Below are 21394 nucleotides of genomic sequence, written 5' to 3'. Positions count from 1 at the left end.
TAAGGGCCTCGCCATGCGTCGCGCAAAGCGACGGTGGCCGAGGCCCTGTTGTCATGGCGGCAGTCTTATTTACCCGTGGCTTCCATCGCCCGCGCCAGACGCGCGACGCCCTCCTCGATCGCGGTCACGGCAGGCGCCGCGAACGACAGGCGCAGCGACGCTTCGTCCGCATGTTCGGCGAAGAACGCCGTGCCCGGCACGAACAGCACCTTCTCGGCGATCGCATTCGGCAGCAGCTCGCTGGTCTTCACGGCGGCCAGACGCGCCCACACGAACATGCCGCCCTGCGGCGCGTGGAACTGAATCGCGTCGCCCAGCTTGTCGCTGAGTGCACCGCACATCGCTTCGCACTTGAGACGGTAAGCCTCGGTGATCTTCGGCAGATGGCGCGTGAGCGACCCCTCGGCGAGATACTCGGCGGCAACGGCCTGCGTCCACGGCACGCTGCACAGATCGACCGTCTGCTTGGCGACGACACAGCGACGCGCAATCTCCGGCGGCGCGACCGTCCAGCCCACGCGCAACCCCGGCGCCACGATCTTCGACAGGCTCGAGAAGTGCACCAGCCAGTCGCGCGAGCCCGGCACTTCGGCCGTCAGGCCGAGCATCGTCGGCACCGCTTCACCCGCGAAACGCAGATCGCCATACGGATCGTCTTCGACGATCACGAAGCGATATTCGACGGCAAGTTTGAGCAGCGCAATGCGGCGCTCGCGCGAGAGCGTTGCGCCCGTCGGATTGGCGAACGTCGGCACGGTGTAGAGCAGCTTGGGCACCGCGATCTTGCCGTCGCGCAGCAGCGCGCTCAGATGATCGACGTTCAGGCCGTGAGCATCGACGGGCACCGTGACGATCTTCGCCTGTTGCAGACGCAATGCCTGCAACGTCGCGGGATAGGCGGGCTGCTCGGTCACCACGACATCGCCCGGCGCGACCATCACGCGCAGCAACAGGTCGAGTCCTTGCTGCGAGCCCGTCGTCACCAGCAGTTCTTCCGAGGCGCACGGCGAGCCGCGTTGCGCCATCAGGGCGATGAGCTGCGCCTTGAGCTCAGCGAGGCCATCGGTCGGGCCGTATTGCAGGCAGCGCGTCGGCAATGCGAAGGCGCGCGCCTGCGCGGCGGCGAGCCCGTCGACATCGAACAGATCGCTCGCCGGGTAGCCGCCGGCGAACGAAATCATGCCGGGCTCGGCGAGATATTTGAACAGTTCGCGAATCGGCGAGCCGGCCGGATTGGCGAATGGAGAAGTGAATGCGTACATGAGAGCCTCGCTATTCAAAGCGTGACGTGAGAGTGCGGTCGGGGAAGCGGTGGTGCCGGACGCTTGAACACGTCCGGCACGGGCAGAATCGGTGGCAGATGCCGGGCGTCGTGCAAGGTCGGTTGCCGCGAGGATCGCAGAGACCGCCATGTCCGACGCCGGAGCGCTGCCAGCGCGACTTACTCGATCGAGAAGTCGATGCCTTGCGCGAGCGGCAGGGCGGAAGAGTAGTTCACGGTGTTGGTCGCGCGGCGCATGTAGCCCTTCCACGCGTCGGAGCCCGACTCGCGGCCACCGCCGGTTTCCTTCTCACCGCCGAACGCGCCGCCGATTTCCGCGCCGCTCGGGCCGATGTTGACGTTGGCGATACCGCAGTCGCTACCGGCCGACGAGGTGAAGCGCTCGGCTTCGCGCAGGTCGTTCGTGAACACGCACGACGACAGACCGTGCGACGACGCATTGTTGGCTTCGATCGCCTGTGCGAAATCGCTGTACTTGAGCACGTAGAGAATCGGCGCGAACGTTTCCGTCAGCACGACTTCCGTCTGCGACGGCATTTCGACGATGGCCGGCTTCACGTAGTAGCCGCCTTCGTTGCCCGCCACGGTGTGGCGCTCGCCGCCCGTGACCTTGCCGCCTTGCGCACGCGCTTGCTCAAGCGCGCTTTGCATGCGCTTGAAGGCGCCTTCGTCGATCAGCGGACCCATGAGCGTGCCGCGTTCCAGCGGGTTGCCGATGGCGACCTTGCCGTACAGCGTCTTCAGACGCTCGACGGTCTTGTCGTACACGCTCTCGTGCACGAACAGGCGGCGCAGCGTGGTGCAGCGCTGACCGGCGGTGCCCACGGCCGAGAACAGAATGCCGCGCAGGGCCAGTTCCGGGTTGGCGCTTTCGGTCACGATACCGGCGTTGTTGCCACCGAGTTCGAGGATCGAGCGGCCGAAGCGGCGCGCGACTTCCACGCCGACCTTGCGGCCCATTTCCGTGCTGCCCGTGGCGCTCACGATGGCCGAGCGCGGGTCGGCGACGAGCGCTTCACCCACGTCGCGACCGCCGATCACCAGCGCCGTCAGGCCTTCCGGGGCGTCGCCGAATTCGGCGATGACCTCTTCCATCAGCTTGTTCACGGCGAGTGCGGTCAGCGGCGTCTTTTCCGACGGCTTCCACACCACGGCGTTGCCGCACACGAGTGCCAGCGCTGCGTTCCACGACCACACGGCGACCGGGAAGTTGAAGGCGGAGATGACGGTGCAAACGCCCATCGGATGCCACGTCTCGGCCATGCGGTGGCCCGGACGCTCCGAGGCGATCGTCAGACCGTACAACTGACGCGACAGGCCAACGGCGAAGTCGCAGATGTCGATCATTTCCTGCACTTCACCCAGACCCTCTTGCAGGATCTTGCCGGCTTCGAGCGTGACCAGTGCGCCGAGTGCCTGCTTGCGCTCGCGCAGCTTTTCGCCGAGCAGGCGAACCAACTCGCCGCGACGCGGGGCCGGCACGTTGCGCCATGCGGTGAAGGCGGTCTGCGCGCGGGCGAGTGCCGCTTGAGCGTCGGCGACCGAAGCGCTGGCCACGCGGCCGATGAGTTCACCGTTGATCGGCGAATGCACGGCGATATCGCCCGTCTCGGCCAGTTTGGCAATGCCCAGTTCGTTGAGGATGGAAGTCGCGTTCACGTGGATACCCTTATGGAATTCGGTGTTGGTTACTTGGCGTTGGCCGTCATCTTGAAAATGCCCTGCGCGTTGCCTGCGTCGAAACGCAGATCGAGCTTCCAGCAGCGCTTGGCATTGTCGTACTCGCGATGACGCGTGATGAATTCGTAGAACGAACCCGGGACTTCGCGCGTGACGAGCTCACCGTTCGCGGCGCGGAATTCGCGACGCACGGTGTCGGCGCGATAGGCCGTCTGAAACACGCGACCCGAGCGCGAACGCTCGACTTCGGGCTTCATCGGGCGGCCCTTGGCCTTCTCGGCGTCCGAGAGGGCGAAGACGTCTTCCACGCGATCGGTCGCATGGTTGAAGGCGTTGCCTTCGGTGGAAATCCAGGCCATTTCGGCAGATTCCGCCAGCAGCAGTTCGTAATCGGCTTCGCTCGGCACGTCGTGCTGACGCGCGAACGCGCCCACGATCACCGGCAGCAAGGCCTGTGCGGTCTCCAGCGGCAGCGTACCGTCACGCTCCAGTTCCCACAGTTGACCGACGGCGGCCGGCGTGAGCGGATCCTTCGACGTGCCGACCACGCGCGACACGGCTTGCTGGAACGTCTCCGAGAAACGCTCCGGATGCAGCTCGCTCACGAAGAATTGCGAGATTTCGTCCGGGCAGTCTTCGTGGGCGTAGGCGCGACCCGTCATGCCGAGGCGATCGAGCGGATAGCGGCCATTGAGCTTGAAGCCCAGCGGACGCAGAATGCGCGTGAACGCGGATTCACCCGGGGGCAGGGCGCCGTTCTGATCCCAACGCACGGTGCGCAGCGCGCCGTGATCGAAGTACACGCCACCGCCGGCAGCGATGGCTTCTTCGGTGTAGGTCCGGCCGTTCGCCGAGCGCTCCAGCAGCCCTTCGAACAGGGCCATGTTCATCGCCTGCGCCAGTTCGGCGCGGGTGACGCTGCCGAACTCGAAGTCGGCCAGGATCGACGGGGAATTGAGCGTGGCGAACAGCGCGTCGGTGCGTGCCTTCCCGATCAGGGAAACCAGCAACGACTCCACATTGGCATTGCGCATCGGTGTGTCTCGCAGGGTGGACGCCATGGGGAGCGGCGTCTCAGGGTGTCAGGGCATGGCACGGAGCGCTATCGCTCCCCGCCATCTTGCAGTGACTGCATTATTGGAACGGATGCGTCGCGCGTAAAGCGAGATAAAATTGCCACTTGATGCGTTTTTGGAATCAACATGCGCAAGTTCAAGACCCCCGGCACGGCGGCGCTGCTCGCCTTCGAAGCCGCCGCCCGGCACGAAAGCTTCACGCACGCGGCCCGCGAGCTGTTCCTCACGGAAAGCGCGGTGTCGCGTCAGATCGCCACGTTGGAGACGCAACTGGGCGTGCGTCTGTTCGTACGCGCCAAGCAGCGCGTGGTGCTCACGCGTGCGGGGCGTCTGTATGGCACGCAGGTGCGTCGTACGCTGGAGCAACTGGATCGCGACACGCTCGCCATCATGGCACACGGCAGCGGGGGCGGATATCTGGAACTGGCGGTGCTGCCGACGTTCGCGTCGGAGTGGTTGATTCCGCGAATGAAGGACTTCGACGACCGGCATCCGGACGTGCGCGTGAATATGGGCGTGCATACCGACCTCTTCACGTTCGACGAGACACACTTCGAGGCGGCCATCCACTTCGGCCAGCCCACGTGGCCGGGCACGTCGTCGGACTATCTGTTCGGGGAGGAAGTGGTGCCGGTGTGCCGTCCGTCGATATTGAAGGGACCGGTGCGCACGGCGGCCGATTTGCTGACGTATCCGTTGCTGCACTCGACGACGCGGCCGAGCGCCTGGACGCAATGGTTCGCCGAGCAGCGCATCGAGGACCACCGGGCATTGCAGGGCGTGCGCTACGAGCTGCACACCATGCTGATCGCCGGGGCGGCGGCGGGTCTGGGGATTGCGCTGGTACCGAAGTTTTTCGTCGAAGGCCAACTGGCGACGCTCGGGCTCACGATCCCGTTCGATGTGAAAAGCGTGGCGGAATCGGCCTATTACCTCGTCTATCCGACGGAGCTGACCCACGGGCAGCCACTCAGCGTGTTCCGCGAGTGGCTGCTCGATCAGGCGAAGGCCTATCGGCCGACGTACCGGCCGGATTACCGTCCCGTGTAACGTCCCGGCTTGTGCCACGCCACGACCATCGCGCTCATGGCGACGGCCGATACGGCGGACCAGCCGACGCGTCCCGCCGGAATCGTGGTGAGCGACACGAGCAGAATCGTCGTGTCGATGCACACCTGCGTGATGCCGGCGTTGATGCCCCGCTGGCGTTGCAGCCACAGCGTGACGATGCCGGTGCCGCCCACGCCTGCGCCATGACGCGCCAGCGCCAGAATGCCCATGCCGCATAGCGTGCCGCCCACGAACGCCGCGAACAGCGGGTTGATGAAGGCGATGTCGACCGTCTGCGGCATGGCCGCGAGTGCGAAGGTGATGCCGAAGCTCGCGATCGCCGATTTCAGCGCGAAGCGCGCGCCCATCGTGAAATACGCGAACAGGAAGAACGGTATGTTCACCAGCGTGAAGATGGTGCCCACCGGTAGCGGAAAGATGTAAGAGGCGAGCAGCGCGATGCCTGCCACACCACCGGTCACCAACCCGGCAGCTTTGAGCAGCACCAGACCGACCACCACGAATGCCATGCCGATGACCATCGCATAGATGTCTTCGAGCACGGAGTGCGGCACACCGATTGTGTCGGCTGTCGCGATGGCACCGGATACGGTGCCCGAGTCGTGTTTCATGATCTGTAAGTCAGGAACAACAAGACGGCGCGAACGACTCTCCTGGTGTCGTCACGCGCCGCCGGCGATTTCCCGCGTCGCTGTCTCGGGCGACGCGCAGCTTCACAGCTTGTAATGAGTGTCCGTACTGAAACCTATCACGCCAAAATTAGGCGACGTGGTGGACCCACTGGAACGGATCGGCAACCTTGCCACGCTGAATGCCCGTGAGCTGATCGCGGATACGCTTGGTGACGGGGCCTTCGCCGCCGTCGGCGATGTTGAATTCGCCGTTGGCATGACGCACCTGACCGATGGCCGTGACGACTGCGGCGGTGCCGCACGCGAACGTTTCCTTCACACGGCCGCTGGCTGCATCGGCTTGCCACTGCGAGAACTCGTACGGCGTTTCATTGACCGTGAGGCCTTCGCGGCGGGCCAGTTCGATGATCGAGGCGCGCGTGATGCCCGGCAGGATGGTGCCCGAGAGCGGCGGCGTCTGGAGCGAGCCGTCGTCCATCACGAAGAAGACGTTCATGCCGCCGAGTTCTTCAATCCAGCGGTGCTGGGCAGCGTCGAGGAACACGACCTGATCGCAGCCCTTGGCGCTCGCTTCGGTCTGCGCGATCAGGCTGGCGGCGTAGTTGCCACCGCACTTGGCGGCGCCCGTGCCGCCGGGCGCGGCACGCGTGTACTGGTCCGAGACCCACACCGTGACGGCCGACTTGCCGGGCTTGAAGTACGGGCCGACCGGGCAGGCGATCACGCAGAAGATGTACTCATGCGCGGCGCGCACGCCGAGGAAGCTTTCCGAGGCGAACATGAACGGGCGGATATAGAGGCTGCTGCCTTCCGAGCCCGGGATCCATGCACGGTCGATGTCGACCAGCTTTTCCACGGCTTCGAGGAACACGGCTTCCGGCAGGTCGGCCATCGACATACGTTGGGCCGATTCGCGGAAACGCTTGGCGTTCGCTTGCGGACGGAACAGCGAGATCTTGCCGTCTTCGCCGCGATAGGCCTTCATGCCTTCGAAGATTTCCTGCGCGTAGTGCAGCACGGCGCAAGCCGGATCGATCTGGAACGGACGACGGGCTTCGACCTTCGCGTCATGCCAGCCTTTGCCTTCGGTCCAGCGGATCGTGACCATGTGATCCGTGAATACACGGCCGAATACCGGATTCGCCAGCGCGGCGGTGATCTGGTCGGCAGGGGTCGGGTTGGCGTGCGGCTCCACGACAAAACGCAATTGGTTGTCAGCGCTCATGTTTCTTCAGTGTCTCGGCAGAGGTGGCTTCAGTCGTAAGTGCCGTTAACGTAAACGGCAAGATCGCGATATTTTCCTCCTTTCGGGGCCTGCCTGTCGACTGAATTCACCGCTTCCCCCGTCACGACGGCATTTCGGCGGCAATTGCGCTGAAAATTGTCGGAATTTGGCTGATTTTTGCAATAAATATGCGTCGTTCGACGGGGTTTGCGGTGTCTGTCGTCTGCCTGAATCCCCGCGCGTCCTGGAAATTACCCAGACGTAAGAGAGTGTAAAAAAACATTTCGGGTCACAGAGTCGTGGCACTCGACATTTACCATCGAAAGCGGATGATGACGGGAACACGGCAAGCAGCGCTGAAATGGCCCCGGACGATGGTCCTGATGACCGGGATGGCGCCATGACTCGCAGGTGTTCCCGCCCGACGACAGCAAAGGGAGAGGAGACGGATGAAATCGACAACGATTCGGATGTTGCGTGCCTATCTGCTAGTGGCCTCGCTGGGCGCCGTGTGCATCGACGCTTGCGTCGTGATCGCCATGCTCGTGTTTGATGTGCCGGAGCGCATCTTTACGTCCGGCGACTTCCGGATCGCGATGGCCGGTTCACTGCTGCTGTTGATGCTGGCGGCACGCTCGGTGGCGTCGGCGGCATATGAGGCTGCGCTTGTCAGTCGTCATGCCGAAGTCGAGAGGGCGAACCGGCGGGGCAAGGCCGCCAGGGTCGCCACGGTCGTGGTGCGCGACGATTGCCCCCACCGGTTGCTCGTACTGCTTCACGTGCGCATCCACCGCCAGCAACTGGCGATGGTCGCTGCTTAAGACATAACGCAGGTTGTCGCTCAGGCGGCCTGACCGTCGACCAGATCGCACTCACGCGGCGGACGCGTCATCGCCGCCCACTCCTTCACCGCCGGGTGCAGGAACTGACGGCGGGCATATTCGGCGAGCGCCGGCGGCACGACATCGTCGTTGTACACGAGACGGTTGAGCATGACGGCCAGATCGATGTCGGCGATGCACCACTTGTCGAACAGCGACATGCGGCCGTCCGGCAACAGACTCTGCGCGATGGCAATCAGCTTGCTCGCCGCCGCATAACCGGCATCGCTCAACGGCTGATCGCTCGGGCCATAGAAGATTACCTGCGTCGAACGTTCTTCACGCAAGACGCCCAGATCGCTTCGCACCCATGCCTGCACCTGACGCGCCCGCGCACGGTCGCGCACGTCCGTGGGGTACACCGGTACGTCCGGCGCAATCGTTTCCAGGTACTCGTCGATGGCCGACGATTCGGACAGCATGAAGTCGCCGTGCACGAGCGTGGGCACGCGGCGCGTGATCGACATCCCGGCAAAGCCGCTCTCGTGATGTGCGCCCTGATCGAGATCGACGGTGCGCAGATCGAACGGAATCCCTTTCTCGCGCAGCGTGACGAAAACCGACAGTGCGTAAGGGCTGGTGAACTGTGCGTCGACGTAGAGCGTGAACGGTGCGGGGACGGCTGACACGGTGAACTCCTGTAGGGAAAATGCGGGTGCGAAATCACTCGCAGATGCCTATGTTGCCGTACGCGCGTGGTGCTAAGCTACTGCACAAATCGATGGTGAGCTGTGATCTGTGTTCACACCTCGCGCAGGTCCGGCGCCCCGTCATCCGCCCCTATTTTTCTCGTCCTCCATGACTTCCGAGCACCGCTCCCGCCCACCGCTGGCAAATCTCGAGACCGTGTGTCTCGTGGCGCATCACGGCTCGTTCACGGCGGCTGCCGAGGCCAGCGGACTCACGCACGGCGCGATCAGCCGACGCGTCGGCGCCGTCGAGAACTGGCTCGGTTGTGCGCTTTTCGACCGGCACGGGCGAGGTGTCAGCCTCACATGCGACGGTCAGCGCTTTCTCGGGCGCATCGAATATGCCTTCGACGTGATCGACGCGGCCGCCGATCAGTGGCATCAGGCACGCAAGGCGCCTGCGGTGCGACTGAGCGTGGTGCCGTCGTTCGCCAAACTCTGGCTGCTCGAACGTCTGCAATCGCTCCAGGCGGGGCAGCCGTTCATCGATATTCAAGTCACCACCGAACATCGCAACGCTGACGTCAGTGCCGGTGAGGTCGACATCGCCTTGCGATACGGCCGGGGCGGATGGGCCAGTGTCGATTCGGAGCCTTTGCTGAGCGAGACGCTGTATCCGGTGGCGTCGCTCGAAGTCGCACAACGGCTCAAGGGCGCGAGCGCGTCGGAGATGCTGGCGATGCCGCTGCTGCACGACTCCGACCTGACGGGCTGGCGCGCGTGGTGCGGTGCGCAGGGCGTGTCGCTGCGTCCACGCGCACGAGACCGGCGCTTTGAGGATTACACGGTCGTGCTCGCTGCCGCCGAGGCGGGGCTGGGCATTGCGCTGGCACGGACGCCGCTCGCGCATGACTGGATCGCACGTAGTCGTCTCGTGCGACTGTCGGACTTCGAAGTCGCGTGCCCGTTGCAGTACCACGTCGTGACGGCCAAGCGCGAGAAGCGGCCGGAGGTGCTTGAAGTGATCGCGCGTCTGCACGCGGCCGCGCGCACGTAAATACCATGAACGCGTCGCAGCGCATGGGCGGGGTTTCCCGCACTGCGCGCGCCGCAGGTCGTTGCCTAAAATGCGGGACGCTTTTGGCAGAACTGCACGGCTGGGGATGAACTTACGCTCGCTCGATCTGAATCTGTTGCTCGTGTTCGAGTCGCTGCTGCGCACGCGCAGCACGACGGTCACGGCCGAGGAACTGAACCTCACGCAGTCGGCGGTGAGCAATGCGCTCAAGCGTCTGCGTCTGGCCTTCGGCGATCCGCTGTTCGTCAAAACACCGCAGGGCATGCTGCCCACGGACCTCGCCGCTTCGCTGGCGCCGCCGGTCACCGAGGGGCTGGGGCTGATTCGCGGCGCCGTCGAAGCGCCGCAGGACTTTGTCCCCGCCAAAGCGCAGCGCACATTCCGTCTCTACCTCAGCGACATCGGCCAGTTGATCTTCATCCCGAAGCTCATGGCGACGCTTGCCGTCGAAGCGCCGGGCGTGCGTATCGTCACGGTCGACACCACACCGCGTGAAGCCCAGAACGCCATGGCGATGGGCGACATCGACCTCACGCTCGGGTTGTTCACGCGCTTCTCGTCGGGCTTTCATCAGCAACGGCTCTTTCGCGAGCATTACGTCGCGCTTGTGCGCGGCGGACATCCCGCGATCCGCGGCGAACTGACGGTCGAGAACTTCCTGAACGCGGCGCATGCGGTGTATCGACCGACGGCCGGGCATCACGATGTTTTCGAGACGGCCGTGGAGCAGTGGTTTGCGCGCTCGGGGCATCAACGTCATGTGGCGCTGCGCATGGCGCATTCGATGGGGCTCTCCGCGCTCATCGCGGCCAGCGATCTCGTCGTATGCGTGCCGACGCGGCTGGGGCGCGCGCTCAAAGGTCCCGCCGATCTGCAAACCTACGCGCTGCCGTTCGACAGTCCCGAGTTCGACATCTCGCAACTCTGGCACGAACGCTTTCATACCGACGCGGGCCATCGCTGGCTGCGCAGCACGATCTTCCGCCTGTTCCACGGCGAGGACTGACGGGCGTACCCGCTTCATCGCGTAGCGCCTCGCTCGCTGCGTACTTCCCCGAACGTCATCACTGCCTCGCTACTGCGGTGGCGCCCTTGCACGTCCCGATGCTGCACCCTCAATTCACGATGTAAATACCGCGCATTTACGCAATTTGTTGGCGTCATGAGACGCCGGTCCTTATCGTATCCCTCACGACATTGAAGTCATCGGACGCCTGTCCGTGACACGAACAATATCCGCAGGAGACAAGCGGTGATCAATCTGCACGACATTCGTTACGTGCGGCTGGGCACTCGCGACCTGGAGGGTGCGACCCGTTATGCGCGCACCATTCTCGGGTTGCAGGAAGTGCGTCGCGAGGCCGGTTACGTATTCCTTCGCAGCGATAGCCGCGATCATTCGGTGTGCTACTTCGAGGGCGACCCCGCCGACCACACGGTGGCGTTCGACGTAGCCAGCGACGCACATTTCGACGCCGCCGCCGCGCAGCTCGACGCCATGCGCATCGAGTTTCGCCGGGGCACGCGTGACGAAGCCGACATGCGCCGTGTGGCCGACTTTCTGACGTTCCGCGACCCGACCGGCAATCAGATCGAGCTGGTGCTGCGTGCATCGCAGACCGGCCGCCGCTATCACGGCGAGCGTGACGCGGGCATCGAGTCGTTCAGTCACGTGGGGCTGTGCACGACGGATGCGCGTCGCGATGAAGCCTTCTGGACGAGCGTGTGCAACGCCCGCGTGTCGGACCGTATCGGCGACGCACCGCTGCTGCGCATCGACGACGTCCATCACAAGATCGCGCTGTTCCCGGCCAGCCGTGCGGGTATTCAGCACGTGAATTTCCAGGTGAACGGCATCGACGACCTGATGCGCTCGTGGTACTTCCTGCGCGAGCAGGGCGTGCCGATTCGCTTCGGTCCGGGACGTCATCCCACGTCGCACGCGATGTTCCTGTACTTCGCCGGGCCGGACGGCATGGTCTACGAGTACTCCACGGGCGTGCGCAAGATCGCCCCCGAAGACGAAGCGACGTATGTCCCGCGTCAGTTCCCGTTCGATCCGACCGGGTTCTGCATGTGGGGCGCGAAGCCCGAGATTCCCGAGTTTTCCAGCTGACGCTGCGCTCGCCATTCCCCCGAGAGTGTCCCCATGAAACAAGCAACATTCGACGCCGCCCCCGTGCCCGGCATCGATGCGCTCCGTGCGCTCGACCGCGCAGTGCGCGTGGCCGCACGTACGCTGGCCCGTGCCGGACTCGCGCATGCCTACGGTCATTGCAGCGCGCGTCTCGACGCCGATCGCTTCGTCGTCTGCGCGGCGCGGCCGATGGGTCTGCTCGGCGTAGGTGAGACGGGGACGGTCGTACCTATCGACGGCCCGCTGCCCGAGGGCGTGCTCGGCGAGGTGCGTCTGCATCAACACATCTATCGCTCCCGTCCGGAGATCGGTGCCGTCGCCCGCACCATGCCGCCGAAGACGATGTCGCTCTCGACGCTGCGTCGCACACCGCGTGCGCTGCACGGGCCGGGCACGTACTTCGCACCGGGCGTGCCGTTGTGGGACGACCCTCAACTGATTCGCTCTGACGAGCAGGCCGCTGCGGTCATCGACACGATGGGCACGAACGCGGCCGTCGTCATGCGCGGTAACGGTGCGGTGGTTGCCGCCGACACGCTCGAAGCGATGGTGGCCCTCACGTGGTACCTCGAAGACGCCGCGCGCGTCGATCTCGACGTGCTCGCACTCGAAGCGACGCTGCCCGCCGCTGTGCTGAGTCGGGACGAATGCCAGGCACGCGCCACGCGCTCGGGACGCATCATCGAGCGCATGTGGGAGTACCTGTCGGCGGGCGATCCGGAGCTGCCCGCCGCCGTCGCATCACAACCAGGTTCTTGACGTAATCGCCCCCAACCGGCGGCGGGTGAGATTGCGACGCGCGATGGAAATGCATTGCGCGAAATCGCAGGACAAAGAGCGTCCCAGATAAAAGCAGACGCCACACCCGCCGCTTAGCCTGCGGCAGTCGCCGCACAGGAGACAGACATGGAAATATCCGCTTTGATGAACCGCAGGGGCATCACGCCGTTTCAATGGCGTGTGATCGCCCTGTGCTTTCTGATCGTCACGCTGGACGGCTTCGATACCGCTGCCATCGGTTATCTCGCACCGGCCATCCGCAGCGAATGGGCGATGGCCACGACAAGCCTCGGCACGGTGTTCGGCGCCGGGCTGGGTGGGCTGATGCTCGGTTGCTTCATCTTCGGCCCGCTCGCCGATCGGATCGGCCGCAAGCGCGTGCTGATTCTCTCGGTGGTCCTGTTCGCGCTCGGCAGCGTTGCATCGGCCTTCGTGCATAGCCCGACCGAGCTGGCCGTCATGCGCTTCCTCACCGGGATCGGACTGGGCGGCGCAATGCCCAACGCCATCACGCTTAGCTCCGAATACTGTGCCGAGCGCATGCGTTCGCTGCTGGTGACGGCGACGTTCTGCGGCTTCACGCTGGGCTTTGCCATCGGCGGCGAGATCGTTGCGCAGACGCTGCCGCATATCGGCTGGCGGGGTGTGCTGATCGCCGGCGGTGTCGTGCCGCTGCTCGTCGTGCCGGTGTTGATGCGCTGGTTGCCGGAGTCGATGCGTTATCTCGCGGCGCGCGGCGACCGGGCGGAACAGTTGCTGGCGATTGCGCGTCACATTGATCCGCAGGTCACGCGCATCGATCCCGAAGTGACACCCGCCGGCGCCGTCAATTCGGCGGTCGGAGGCTTGTTCGCGCGTCGTTACGTCGTGGGCACGCTGCTGCTGTGGGCGACGTACTTCTGCACCCTGTGCGCGTTCTACCTGCTCACGAGCTGGCTGCCGCTAGTCGTGAAGGACTCGGGATACACGCTGGCGGAGGCCGCACGTATCGGCGCGATGCTGCCGCTTGGCGGCACGGTCGGCGCGGTGATGATCGGTTTCGCGATGGATCGCACGAGTCCGTACCGCGTGCTGGCAGCGTCTTACGTGATGGCGGGCATCGCACTGTGCGTGCTTGGGTCGGTAACGCATCAGGCGGGCTGGCTGATGGTGGTCGTCTTCCTGGCAGGCTTCGGCGTGGCGGGTTCGCAGACCGGCGCCAATGCGCTGACGGCGGCGTACTACCCGACGCCCTCGCGGGCAACCGGTGTGGCGTGGGCGCTGGGCGTGGGACGTCTGGGTTCCATCCTCGGATCGAGCCTCGGCGGTGTGCTGATCGCCACGGCGGCGAGCACGGCGCAGGCCTTTCAGATCGTCGCCATCCCTGCGTTTCTCGCAGCGGGTCTGATGCTGGTGATGCGTCGTCGCGTGGGACGCGGCGCGTCGTCTGCCGCATCGACGGCGAACCCGGCGGCAGGGACCGTCTGACACGTCTGACAACGGTTCAGGACGAAGCTGTCGAAGCGCTGCATTCGGCAACCTGATCGGCAAGCCTTCGTCCAGGAGAAGTTCCCGCTGCATGGACCGTCCCCCGACGGCCGTGCGGCGGCGCTGCAAACTGACCGGTACAGGTCAGGCCACCACACGTATCCAGGAGACATCACCGTGATCCACAAGGGACTGCCTGCGCTCGCGCTGGCTGCCGGCCTCGCATTGGCCACCACTTCCGCTTCGGCCCAGAGCGTGACGCTCTACGGCATTCTCGACACCGGCATCGAATACATCTCGCACGCCGGCGCCAACAACAGCTCGCTCGTGCGCATGCCGGCCAATACCGGATCGTTGCCGTCGCGCTGGGGGTTGCGCGGCGACGAGGATCTCGGCGGCGGTCTGCATGCGCTGTTCATGCTCGAGAACGGCTTCAACGTGCGGGCAGGCGATCTGAATCAGGGCGGTCGTCTGTTCGGACGTCAGGCGTGGGTCGGGCTCTCGAATCAGTACGGCACGCTGTCGTTGGGGCGTCAGTATTCGATGACGTTCTGGGTAATGATGGACGCAGACATTTTCGGCCCGGATCTCTATGGCAGCGGCTCGCTCGACAACTACATCCCCAACGCGCGCAGCGATAACACCGTCGCGTACAAGGGCGTGTTCCACGGCCTGACCGTGGGCGCGACGTACTCGTTCGGACGCGACAGCGGCGGCACCGGCAACTCGCCGGGACAAGGCACCTGCGCGGGCCAGACCCCGGGACAGATGACGGCCTGCCGTCAAGTCTCCGCCATGCTGAAGTACGACACGGCGTGGTTCGGCGTGGCGGGGGCGTGGGACGAGCAACGCGGCGGCGCCGGCGCGGCCGCGAGCTTCTTCAACGGAGCGGCGGCCGTGCCGCTCACGAGTTCGTCCGACAAGGACACGCGCTGGCAGTTGAACGGCTACGTGAAGGGCGGTAACTGGAAGGCGGGCGCGGGCTGGCTGGGGCGTCGCGTGCAGACGGCGTCCGCGGCTGTCGCGGATGTGAATTCCGACATGTTCTACATCGGCGGCCTGTATCAGTTCACGCCGACGTTCGCGGTGGACGGCGAAGTTTTCCGCATGCTCAACGCGCGTCAGAACGCGCGGGCGACGATGGCGACGCTGCGCGGGACGTACTTCCTCTCGAAGCGCACGGCGGTGTACACGCAGGTCGCCTGGTTGGGCAACAGCGAGCATGCGGCGTACTCGGTCAGTTCCGGCGGTGCGGGCGGATCGCCCACGGCGGGCACGAGTCAGTTGGGCGTGAACGTGGGCATGCGTCATACGTTCTGACGTCCCTCGCTCGATCGCCTCGCGTCAATGCAAAAACGGCGCACCGTAGAAGGTGCGCCGTCTTGCGTTTGGAACGTCCCGTCGATTACAGCAGACCGGCTTCTGCGAGTTGTGCGCGACGCGGGTCGCCCTGACGCGAGAGCATCCAGCCGGGGTACTCGCTCGGCAGTGCGCTGGCGGCATTGATGGCCGAGAGTTCGCGCTCGGTCAGCGTGACGCGCGTGGCGGCAATGTTGTCGTCGAGCTGATCGGCACGCTTGGCGCCGATGATGACCGTCGAGACGACCGGCTGGGCGAGCAGCCAGGCGAGTGCGATCTGCGCGACGGACACGCCTTTCTCGGCGGCGATGCCGCGCATGACGTCGATTACGTCGTAGGCGCGCTCCACGTTCACCGGCGGGAAGTCGAAGCTTTGGCGGCGTGCACCGGCTTCGGCCTGACCTTCACGCGTGTACTTGCCCGAGAGCAGGCCGCCGGCGAGCGGGCTCCACACCATCAGGCCCACGTTCTCGCTGCGCAGCATCGGGACGATTTCGCGTTCGAGATCGCGTCCGGCAACGGTGTAGTACGCCTGAAGCGAGGCGAAGCTCGCGAGATTCAGCCGCGCCGAAATCCCCTGTGCCTTGGCAATCTGCCATGCGGCCCAGTTCGACACGCCGATGTAGCGCACGTGGCCCTGACGCACCAGGGTGTCGAGCGCGCTGAGCGTTTCTTCGATGGGCGTGACCGGGTCGAAGCCGTGCACCTGATACAGATCGATGTGATCGAGTTGCAGGCGTTTGAGGCTGGCCTTGATGCCGTCCATGATGTGATAACGCGACAGGCCGCGCGAGTTGCTGCCTTGTGCGCCGGTCACGCCGAACACCTTCGTGGCGACGACAACGCTGTCGCGCGGCACCTTGAGGTTGCGCAGTGCCTGACCGGTGAGGGTTTCCGACTGGCCTTCCGAGTAGACGTCGGCGGTGTCGATGAAATTGATGCCTGCGTCGAGCGCGCGGCCGACGAGGGCGTCGACATCGTTCTGCTGCAATTGGCCGATCTTGCTCCACATGTCGCCTTGTCCGCCGAAGGTCATCGTGCCGAGGCACAGTTCCGAGACGAAGAGGCCGGTGTTGCCGAGTTTGCGTTGTCGCATGGCATCGCTCCATTGAAATTGCCGCCCGTCGCAGGTGGCCGCCAAAGGAAGGTGACGGCATGCACGGGATGGGAGGCATTATGCGTCGCGGGGCATCAGGCAAGCAGTACCCGTTCCTGCACATTTCCTGCCTGATTCTGCAAGGGGGGTGTCGGGACGTCGGCGTCTTGCGGCCTCATACCCCGGCAAAGCGTTGTCGAACATGGCGGGAAGGTGACAAGCACCTGTCGACGTGAGACGACCTGATGACGGGGGCGGCGAGCGGAACTTGCCGAATCGTCCGAAATTTCTGCCTGATCGTGTCAATGTGGGGCCGGAGGATCAGGCAATTTTTTCCGGCAGGCGTATGCTGTCGCGAATAGAGGCCGGGATGTCGCAATGCGGCGTCGGTAACCGGTGCGGATTGAGGACACCGTCATGCATCTCGTCAAAACATCGCCTCGCGAGGCACAGCCGCCGCGCGAGTTTTCCGACGACCCGTCGCACGCGGCGCGCGCCGAGCTGGTGCAATTGCTCGAACGTGCGACGCACGGTCTGGAGGGCACGTCGCCGACGGCGGTCGAGGGCTTGCTCGTGCATCGCGTGTTGCACCCGGGGGGACCGCGTCCGGCGTTGCAGCAGCCCGCGTTCGCGGTGATCGCGCAGGGCGAGAAGCGCTTGCAGATCGGCGAGGCGCATTACGCCTACGATCCGATGCATTACATGGTGTCATCGGTGCATCTGCCTGTTGTGGCGCAGGTGTCCGGGGCGAGCGAACAGTCGCCGTATCTCGGCATGCGTCTCAATCTGGTCGCCGAAGACGTGACGTCGCTCATTGGCGATGAGCATCTGCCGCCCCCTGCGCCGGCGCCGTGCGGGCGCGGGTTGTACGTCAATCGACTGGATGCGGCGCTGCTCGACGCGGTGTTGCGGCTGTTGCGATTGCTGGAAACGCCGCGCGATATTCCGATTCTTGCGCCGATGATCAAGCGCGAGATCATCTATCGGTTGTTGATGAACGGGCAGGGTGTGTTGCTGCGTCAGATGGCATTGCAGGATAGCCAGATGAACCGCATCGCGAATGCCGTGCGCTGGTTGCGCGATCACTATGCGCAGCCGTTGCGGGTGGAGGCGTTGGCGCAGGAAGTGCACATGAGCGTGTCTTCGTTGCATCACCATTTCAAACTGGTGACGGCGATGAGCCCCTTGCAGTATCAGAAGCAGTTGCGGTTACAGGAAGCGCGTCGTCTGATTTTCGTCGCGGATATTGCAGTTGCTGCGGCGGCGCAGGCGGTGGGTTACGAGAGCGCCTCGCAATTCAGCCGCGAATACGCCCGCGTCTTCGGCGAAGCACCATTGCGCGACAAACGGCGCTGGCTACAGGACGGGGATGTGGGGGCGACGCGGGGGTAATAATCGCCGCGTGGCCTCGCGACGAGCTGCAAAAGGTGCTCGATAGCGTTGCGCGCGTTCCCGCGCATTGATTTTCTCAATGCATATGCAGCACGTATAAGGATTCCTTGATGAAACGAAGCCGGATCGCTGCCATCCCATAAGAATCGATGCATGCAAACACGAATTCACCAAACAACGGAGGGAGGTTGCGATGGCGATGATCGTGGCAGGACGTTTTACAACGTTCGATCAGGCGAATCTGGTGGCGAGCCGTCTCTATGACCGCTCGTTTCGGCCGTCCGACGTGTCGGTTTTCTTTCTGAACCCTACCGGGCAGCATGCGACGTTTCCCGTCGGCGGCGACGTGAATGCCGACGCCGCCGCACGGCCGGCCGGCAAGGGCGCTGCACAGGGTGTGATCGCCGGGGGCGCGTTCGGGCTGGCGTTGGGTGCGTTGCTCTTCATCACCGTCTGGCGATTCTGGCTGGTGCCGGTCGTCGCGATGATGGCCGGGGCCTATCTGGGCGCGTTTCTCGGTGCCCTTGGACGCATGCGTAGCCGCGAGCGCGTGTCGGCGCGAGAGGCCGGCATGCGAGATGCAGGCGTGATGCTTGCCACGCACGTGAGCGAGGCGACGGCCGATACGGCGATTGCCGTGCTGCGCGATGCCGGTGCGGCAGAGATCGAACAGGCGAATGGTGTGTGGGAGCGCGGTGAATGGCGTGACTTCGACCCGGTGCAGCGGACCCACGGTGTGCAAGGTGACGACGTCGACGCCGCACATGCGGAGCCGACGATTGGTGTGGCCGCGAACGACCATCGCACGGGGTCGCGTCGCGAGTCGGAGGATGCGACGCGACGAAAGCCTCGCCGTACCGACTGGCTGTAGAATCGCCGAACGCAGTCGCGCAATGGAGTCGCTCGCCGAAGTCGCTCAATGAACGCTCAGGAGGCTGACCATGCTGTCGATCCACACTGGTTTCGTCGTATGCCCCACCTGCAAGTCTCGTTTTGCCGTGGCGGCGAGCGAGCCGACCGTGCAGGCGCTCCACGACTACCTCCATTCGCAAGCCGAGGTGAAGTGTCCCACCTGCGAGACCGTCTTCACCACCGGCAGTGCGCGAAGCAGCATCGAGTTCGAGCCCGTCAACGACGGCGTGACCCTCTCGCCGTCGCCCGAACGAAGTATCGACGGGCTCGATAATCACTGACGGATGTCAGCCGCTCACAGCGGCGTCATCACCGCCTCACCCGCCTGATAACGGCGGGTATTTTCCAGGAACATCGCAATCGTCGCGGCTTCCGCCTCAGGGGAGCGGCCAGCCACGTGCGGGCTCAACACGACGTTCTGCAAGTCGATGAGCGCGGCGGGCGGCGACGGCTCGCCTTCGTACACATCGAGCCCCGCGCCGGCAATGACGCCGTTGCGCAATGCGTCGGCCAGTGCTGCCGTATCCACGACACTGCCACGTCCCAGATTCACGAGGAACCCGTTCTTGCCGAGCGCGCGCAGGACGTCGGCATTCACCATGTGATGCGACTCCGCGCCGCCCGGCGCCGTCACGACGAGAATGTCGGCCCACTCGGCCAGCGCCGGCACGCTGTCGAAAAACTGGTAATGCGCGGGCAGATCGTCGCGACGATTGCGGTTGCGGTAGCCGATCTGCATGTCGAAGCCTTCGCCGCGCCTGGCGAACTGGCGTCCCACAGCACCCAGACCAACAATGCCGAGCTTTTTGCCCGCGACGCCCGGTTGCATCGGCAAGGCATCGCGCCAGACACCCTTTCGGCACGCGGCGTCGTACTCGGGGATCCGGCGGATCGCCGCGAGCAGCAGTGCGAAGCCCTGATCCGCCACGGTCGGTGCATTGGCCCCGGCACCGTTGACGGCGACGATATTGCGCGCACGCATGGCTGGGACATCCAGATTTTCATAACCGGCACCCAGCGCACTGACCAGCTCCACGTTCGGCAGATGCGCCAGCTCGGCCGCGCTCATGCCGCGCGAACCGTTGGTGAGCACGAAGCGCGCACGTTCGCCTTCCGGTCCCCAGCCTTCGGGCGTGGGGTGGTGGCTCGGGCGGTAGATCACGTCGAAACGGGTCTGCAGTTCGGACAACTGCTCGGGATGCATCGGGATGATGACCAGCAAGGGGGGCAGCGACACCTTCAATCTCCGTCGGGGGAATTTGGATTGACGGCGCCGGGGCCGCGCAGGCCGCTCGCGTCGCCGTCAGACGACACTCTATCCCGATCCCGGCCGCTTTGCGCGCTGACGTTCAGGCAGCCGTTTCGACAGCCAGCACCGATTGCCGATGACGCAGACGCCCGAGCGTGAGCATCGTCAGACCGGCGAGCACGGCCGGTACGCCGATGGCCGCGAAGAGCGCGGGCATCGACCAGCCCATCGCGAGCATCGAGGCCCCGCCGACCGAACCGACCACCGAGCCCATACGTCCCACGCCGTTGGCCCAGCTCACGCCGGTCGCACGGCAATCCGTCGGATAGAACTCTGCCGACAACGCATTCGCGCCGACCTGACCGCCGGAGACACAGAACCCGGCCCAGAACACTGCCACCGACGCGAGCACCGGCGAGCTCGCCAGCGGTCCGACCGCCGCCACGCAGACACCGGCGAGCACGTAAGCCGCAGCAAGCACGTAGTGCGGATTGAAGCGGTCCATCAGCCAGCCGAGCACGATGGCGCCCAGCGTGCCGCCGACCTGGAACATCGCCGTGACGATGGCGGCATTGCGCAACGTGAGGCCGTTCGTGCGCAGCAGCGTCGGCAGCCAGCTCGACAGCAGATAGATCACCAGCAGGCTCATGAAAAACGTCACCCAGAAGAGCAGGGTGCCGCGCAGCAACTCAGGCTTGAAGAGATGGCGCACCGGCGACGTGGTCAACGGCTTCGTCGCCACGTTGAACGTTGCTCCACGCAGATCCTCCTGCGGGGCAATGCGTTGCAGCGATGCGGCCACGCGTTCCGGGGACTTCCCTGCCATCACGAGATAGCGCACCGATTCAGGCAACGCACGCATGAGCACGACACCGAGCACGATCGGCATGACGCCGCCCACGATCAGCACCGAGCGCCAGCCGAATGCCTCGATCAGTCCGGCAGACGCGAGACCGCCCAGCGCCGAGCCGAGCGTGAAGCCGCAGAACATCGTCGTGACGAGAAACGAACGGCGCGATTCCGGGCAGTACTCGGACGTGAGCGTGATGGCATTGGGCATCGCGCCGCCGAGACCCAGCCCCGTCAGAAAGCGCAGCGCGATGAGTTGCCAAAGCTCCATCGACCATGCCGATGCCAGACTGGCGACGCCGAAGAACAGCACCGAGAAGATGAGAATGGTCTTGCGCCCGAGCTTGTCGGCGAGCGGCCCGAACAGGAACGCACCGGCCATCAGGCCAGCGAGGCCTGCACCGAACAGCGGTGCGAGATGCGCAGGTGTGAGCGACCATTCGGTCCGGATCGCCGGCGCGATGAAGCCGATGGCGGCCGTGTCGAAGCCGTCGATGGCGACGATCAGGAAGCACAGGACGACGATCATCATCTGGAACGGCGAGATGCGATGCCGGTCGATGAACGCCGTCACGTTGATGGGACTGACTGGCATGGGT

The 21394-nt window shown here is 64.8% G+C and carries 19 protein-coding genes and 1 pseudogene; 11 read left to right on the top strand and 9 right to left on the bottom strand.

All coding sequences use genetic code 11. The annotated features are described in order from the left end of the window. Positions 1-65: 65 nt before the first annotated feature. The 3 genes from A9762_RS01455 to A9762_RS01445 form a co-directional block, all read right to left on the bottom strand. Positions 66-1262, bottom strand: coding sequence for a PLP-dependent aminotransferase family protein (locus A9762_RS01455; protein WP_069340249.1), 1197 nt, complete (start codon positions 1260-1262; stop codon positions 66-68). Between the two features lie 179 nt (positions 1263-1441). Further along, positions 1442-2941: an aldehyde dehydrogenase family protein gene (locus A9762_RS01450; RefSeq protein ID WP_069340248.1), complete on the bottom strand. Its 1500-nt coding sequence runs from the start codon at positions 2939-2941 to the stop codon at positions 1442-1444. 29 nt (positions 2942-2970) lie between these two features. Beyond that, complete coding sequence (locus tag A9762_RS01445; RefSeq protein WP_069340247.1) at positions 2971-3996, bottom strand: DUF1338 domain-containing protein; 1026 nt, start codon at positions 3994-3996, stop codon at positions 2971-2973. A 168-nt stretch (positions 3997-4164) separates the two neighbouring features. Between A9762_RS01445 and A9762_RS01440 the strand changes: the two genes are divergently transcribed. Then, complete coding sequence (locus A9762_RS01440) at positions 4165-5088, top strand: LysR family transcriptional regulator (protein WP_069340246.1); 924 nt, start codon at positions 4165-4167, stop codon at positions 5086-5088. On the opposite strand, the gene A9762_RS01435 is transcribed toward A9762_RS01440, so the two are convergent. Beyond that, positions 5073-5720: a YitT family protein gene (locus A9762_RS01435; protein WP_069340245.1), complete on the bottom strand. Its 648-nt coding sequence runs from the start codon at positions 5718-5720 to the stop codon at positions 5073-5075. The genes A9762_RS01440 and A9762_RS01435 overlap by 16 nt on opposite strands. A gap of 148 nt (positions 5721-5868) precedes the next feature. Continuing rightward, positions 5869-6966 carry a branched-chain amino acid aminotransferase gene (locus A9762_RS01430; RefSeq protein ID WP_069340244.1) on the bottom strand — a complete coding sequence of 366 codons (1098 nt, stop codon included), beginning with the start codon at positions 6964-6966 and terminating at the stop codon, positions 5869-5871. A gap of 449 nt (positions 6967-7415) precedes the next feature. On the opposite strand from A9762_RS01430, the gene A9762_RS01425 reads away from it, so the two are divergent. Continuing rightward, positions 7416-7787, top strand: a complete 372-nt coding sequence (locus A9762_RS01425) for a hypothetical protein (protein WP_069340243.1) — start codon at positions 7416-7418, stop codon at positions 7785-7787. Positions 7788-7807: 20 nt separating this feature from the next. Here A9762_RS01425 and yfcF read toward each other — a convergent pair whose 3' ends face one another. After that, positions 7808-8476, bottom strand: coding sequence for a glutathione transferase (gene yfcF, locus A9762_RS01420; protein WP_069340242.1), 669 nt, complete (start codon positions 8474-8476; stop codon positions 7808-7810). A 169-nt stretch (positions 8477-8645) separates the two neighbouring features. On the opposite strand from yfcF, the gene A9762_RS01415 reads away from it, so the two are divergent. From A9762_RS01415 to A9762_RS01390, 6 genes are all read left to right on the top strand, one after another. Beyond that, on the top strand, positions 8646-9533 hold the full coding sequence (locus A9762_RS01415) for a LysR substrate-binding domain-containing protein (RefSeq protein ID WP_083253525.1): 888 nt from the start codon (positions 8646-8648) through the stop codon (positions 9531-9533). Between the two features lie 106 nt (positions 9534-9639). Next, positions 9640-10560 (top strand): LysR family transcriptional regulator, encoded by a 921-nt coding sequence (locus A9762_RS01410; RefSeq protein WP_069340240.1) that lies wholly within the window; start codon positions 9640-9642, stop codon positions 10558-10560. A gap of 246 nt (positions 10561-10806) precedes the next feature. Continuing rightward, a complete protein-coding gene (locus A9762_RS01405; RefSeq protein ID WP_069340239.1) occupies positions 10807-11670 on the top strand; it encodes a VOC family protein in 864 nt (287 codons plus the stop codon). A gap of 33 nt (positions 11671-11703) precedes the next feature. Next, positions 11704-12450 (top strand): class II aldolase/adducin family protein, encoded by a 747-nt coding sequence (locus A9762_RS01400; RefSeq protein WP_069340238.1) that lies wholly within the window; start codon positions 11704-11706, stop codon positions 12448-12450. A 147-nt stretch (positions 12451-12597) separates the two neighbouring features. After that, the gene (locus tag A9762_RS01395) at positions 12598-13938 is read left to right on the top strand and encodes an MFS transporter (protein ID WP_069340237.1); all 1341 of its coding nucleotides are present in this window, start codon (positions 12598-12600) and stop codon (positions 13936-13938) included. A gap of 180 nt (positions 13939-14118) precedes the next feature. Beyond that, a complete protein-coding gene (locus A9762_RS01390) occupies positions 14119-15258 on the top strand; it encodes a porin (RefSeq protein WP_069340456.1) in 1140 nt (379 codons plus the stop codon). A gap of 85 nt (positions 15259-15343) precedes the next feature. Here the strand turns inward: A9762_RS01390 and A9762_RS01385 are convergent, their stop codons facing one another. Continuing rightward, positions 15344-16393: an aldo/keto reductase gene (locus A9762_RS01385; protein ID WP_069340236.1), complete on the bottom strand. Its 1050-nt coding sequence runs from the start codon at positions 16391-16393 to the stop codon at positions 15344-15346. Between the two features lie 417 nt (positions 16394-16810). On the opposite strand from A9762_RS01385, the gene A9762_RS01380 reads away from it, so the two are divergent. The 3 genes and pseudogenes from A9762_RS01380 (at position 16811) to A9762_RS01370 (ending at position 18978) form a co-directional block, all read left to right on the top strand. Next, positions 16811-17785, top strand: a complete 975-nt coding sequence (locus A9762_RS01380; protein WP_069340235.1) for an AraC family transcriptional regulator — start codon at positions 16811-16813, stop codon at positions 17783-17785. A gap of 193 nt (positions 17786-17978) precedes the next feature. Continuing rightward, a pseudogene (locus A9762_RS01375) lies at positions 17979-18509 on the top strand (hypothetical protein); the annotation flags it as partial. Between the two features lie 217 nt (positions 18510-18726). Beyond that, a complete protein-coding gene (locus A9762_RS01370) occupies positions 18727-18978 on the top strand; it encodes an MJ0042-type zinc finger domain-containing protein (RefSeq protein WP_069340233.1) in 252 nt (83 codons plus the stop codon). Between the two features lie 14 nt (positions 18979-18992). On the opposite strand, the gene A9762_RS01365 is transcribed toward A9762_RS01370, so the two are convergent. Together A9762_RS01365 and A9762_RS01360 are read right to left on the bottom strand one after the other, a co-directional pair. Then, positions 18993-19934 carry a 2-hydroxyacid dehydrogenase gene (locus tag A9762_RS01365; protein ID WP_240493401.1) on the bottom strand — a complete coding sequence of 314 codons (942 nt, stop codon included), beginning with the start codon at positions 19932-19934 and terminating at the stop codon, positions 18993-18995. Between the two features lie 112 nt (positions 19935-20046). Next, on the bottom strand, positions 20047-21390 hold the full coding sequence (locus A9762_RS01360) for an MFS transporter (protein ID WP_069340232.1): 1344 nt from the start codon (positions 21388-21390) through the stop codon (positions 20047-20049). Between the last annotated feature and the right edge of the window lie 4 nt (positions 21391-21394).

The sequence above is a fragment of the Pandoraea sp. ISTKB genome, from assembly GCF_001721285.1.
Taxonomy (GTDB): domain Bacteria; phylum Pseudomonadota; class Gammaproteobacteria; order Burkholderiales; family Burkholderiaceae; genus Pandoraea; species Pandoraea capi.
This window is presented reverse-complemented; position numbering and strand designations above follow the sequence as displayed.

Excerpts from the sequence above, each read along its gene's own strand:
- A9762_RS01455 (WP_069340249.1), bottom strand. The coding sequence starts at position 1,262 with ATGTACGCATTCACTTCTCCATTCGCCAATCCGGCCGGCTCGCCGATT.
- A9762_RS01445 (WP_069340247.1), bottom strand. The coding sequence starts at position 3,996 with ATGCGCAATGCCAATGTGGAGTCGTTGCTGGTTTCCCTGATCGGGAAG.
- A9762_RS01440 (WP_069340246.1), top strand. The coding sequence starts at position 4,165 with ATGCGCAAGTTCAAGACCCCCGGCACGGCGGCGCTGCTCGCCTTCGAA.
- A9762_RS01435 (WP_069340245.1), bottom strand. The coding sequence starts at position 5,720 with ATGAAACACGACTCGGGCACCGTATCCGGTGCCATCGCGACAGCCGAC.
- A9762_RS01430 (WP_069340244.1), bottom strand. The coding sequence starts at position 6,966 with ATGAGCGCTGACAACCAATTGCGTTTTGTCGTGGAGCCGCACGCCAAC.
- A9762_RS01425 (WP_069340243.1), top strand. The coding sequence starts at position 7,416 with ATGAAATCGACAACGATTCGGATGTTGCGTGCCTATCTGCTAGTGGCC.
- A9762_RS01415 (WP_083253525.1), top strand. The coding sequence starts at position 8,646 with ATGACTTCCGAGCACCGCTCCCGCCCACCGCTGGCAAATCTCGAGACC.
- A9762_RS01410 (WP_069340240.1), top strand. The coding sequence starts at position 9,640 with ATGAACTTACGCTCGCTCGATCTGAATCTGTTGCTCGTGTTCGAGTCG.
- A9762_RS01400 (WP_069340238.1), top strand. The coding sequence starts at position 11,704 with ATGAAACAAGCAACATTCGACGCCGCCCCCGTGCCCGGCATCGATGCG.
- A9762_RS01395 (WP_069340237.1), top strand. The coding sequence starts at position 12,598 with ATGGAAATATCCGCTTTGATGAACCGCAGGGGCATCACGCCGTTTCAA.
- A9762_RS01385 (WP_069340236.1), bottom strand. The coding sequence starts at position 16,393 with ATGCGACAACGCAAACTCGGCAACACCGGCCTCTTCGTCTCGGAACTG.
- A9762_RS01380 (WP_069340235.1), top strand. The coding sequence starts at position 16,811 with ATGCATCTCGTCAAAACATCGCCTCGCGAGGCACAGCCGCCGCGCGAG.
- A9762_RS01370 (WP_069340233.1), top strand. The coding sequence starts at position 18,727 with ATGCTGTCGATCCACACTGGTTTCGTCGTATGCCCCACCTGCAAGTCT.
- A9762_RS01360 (WP_069340232.1), bottom strand. The coding sequence starts at position 21,390 with ATGCCAGTCAGTCCCATCAACGTGACGGCGTTCATCGACCGGCATCGC.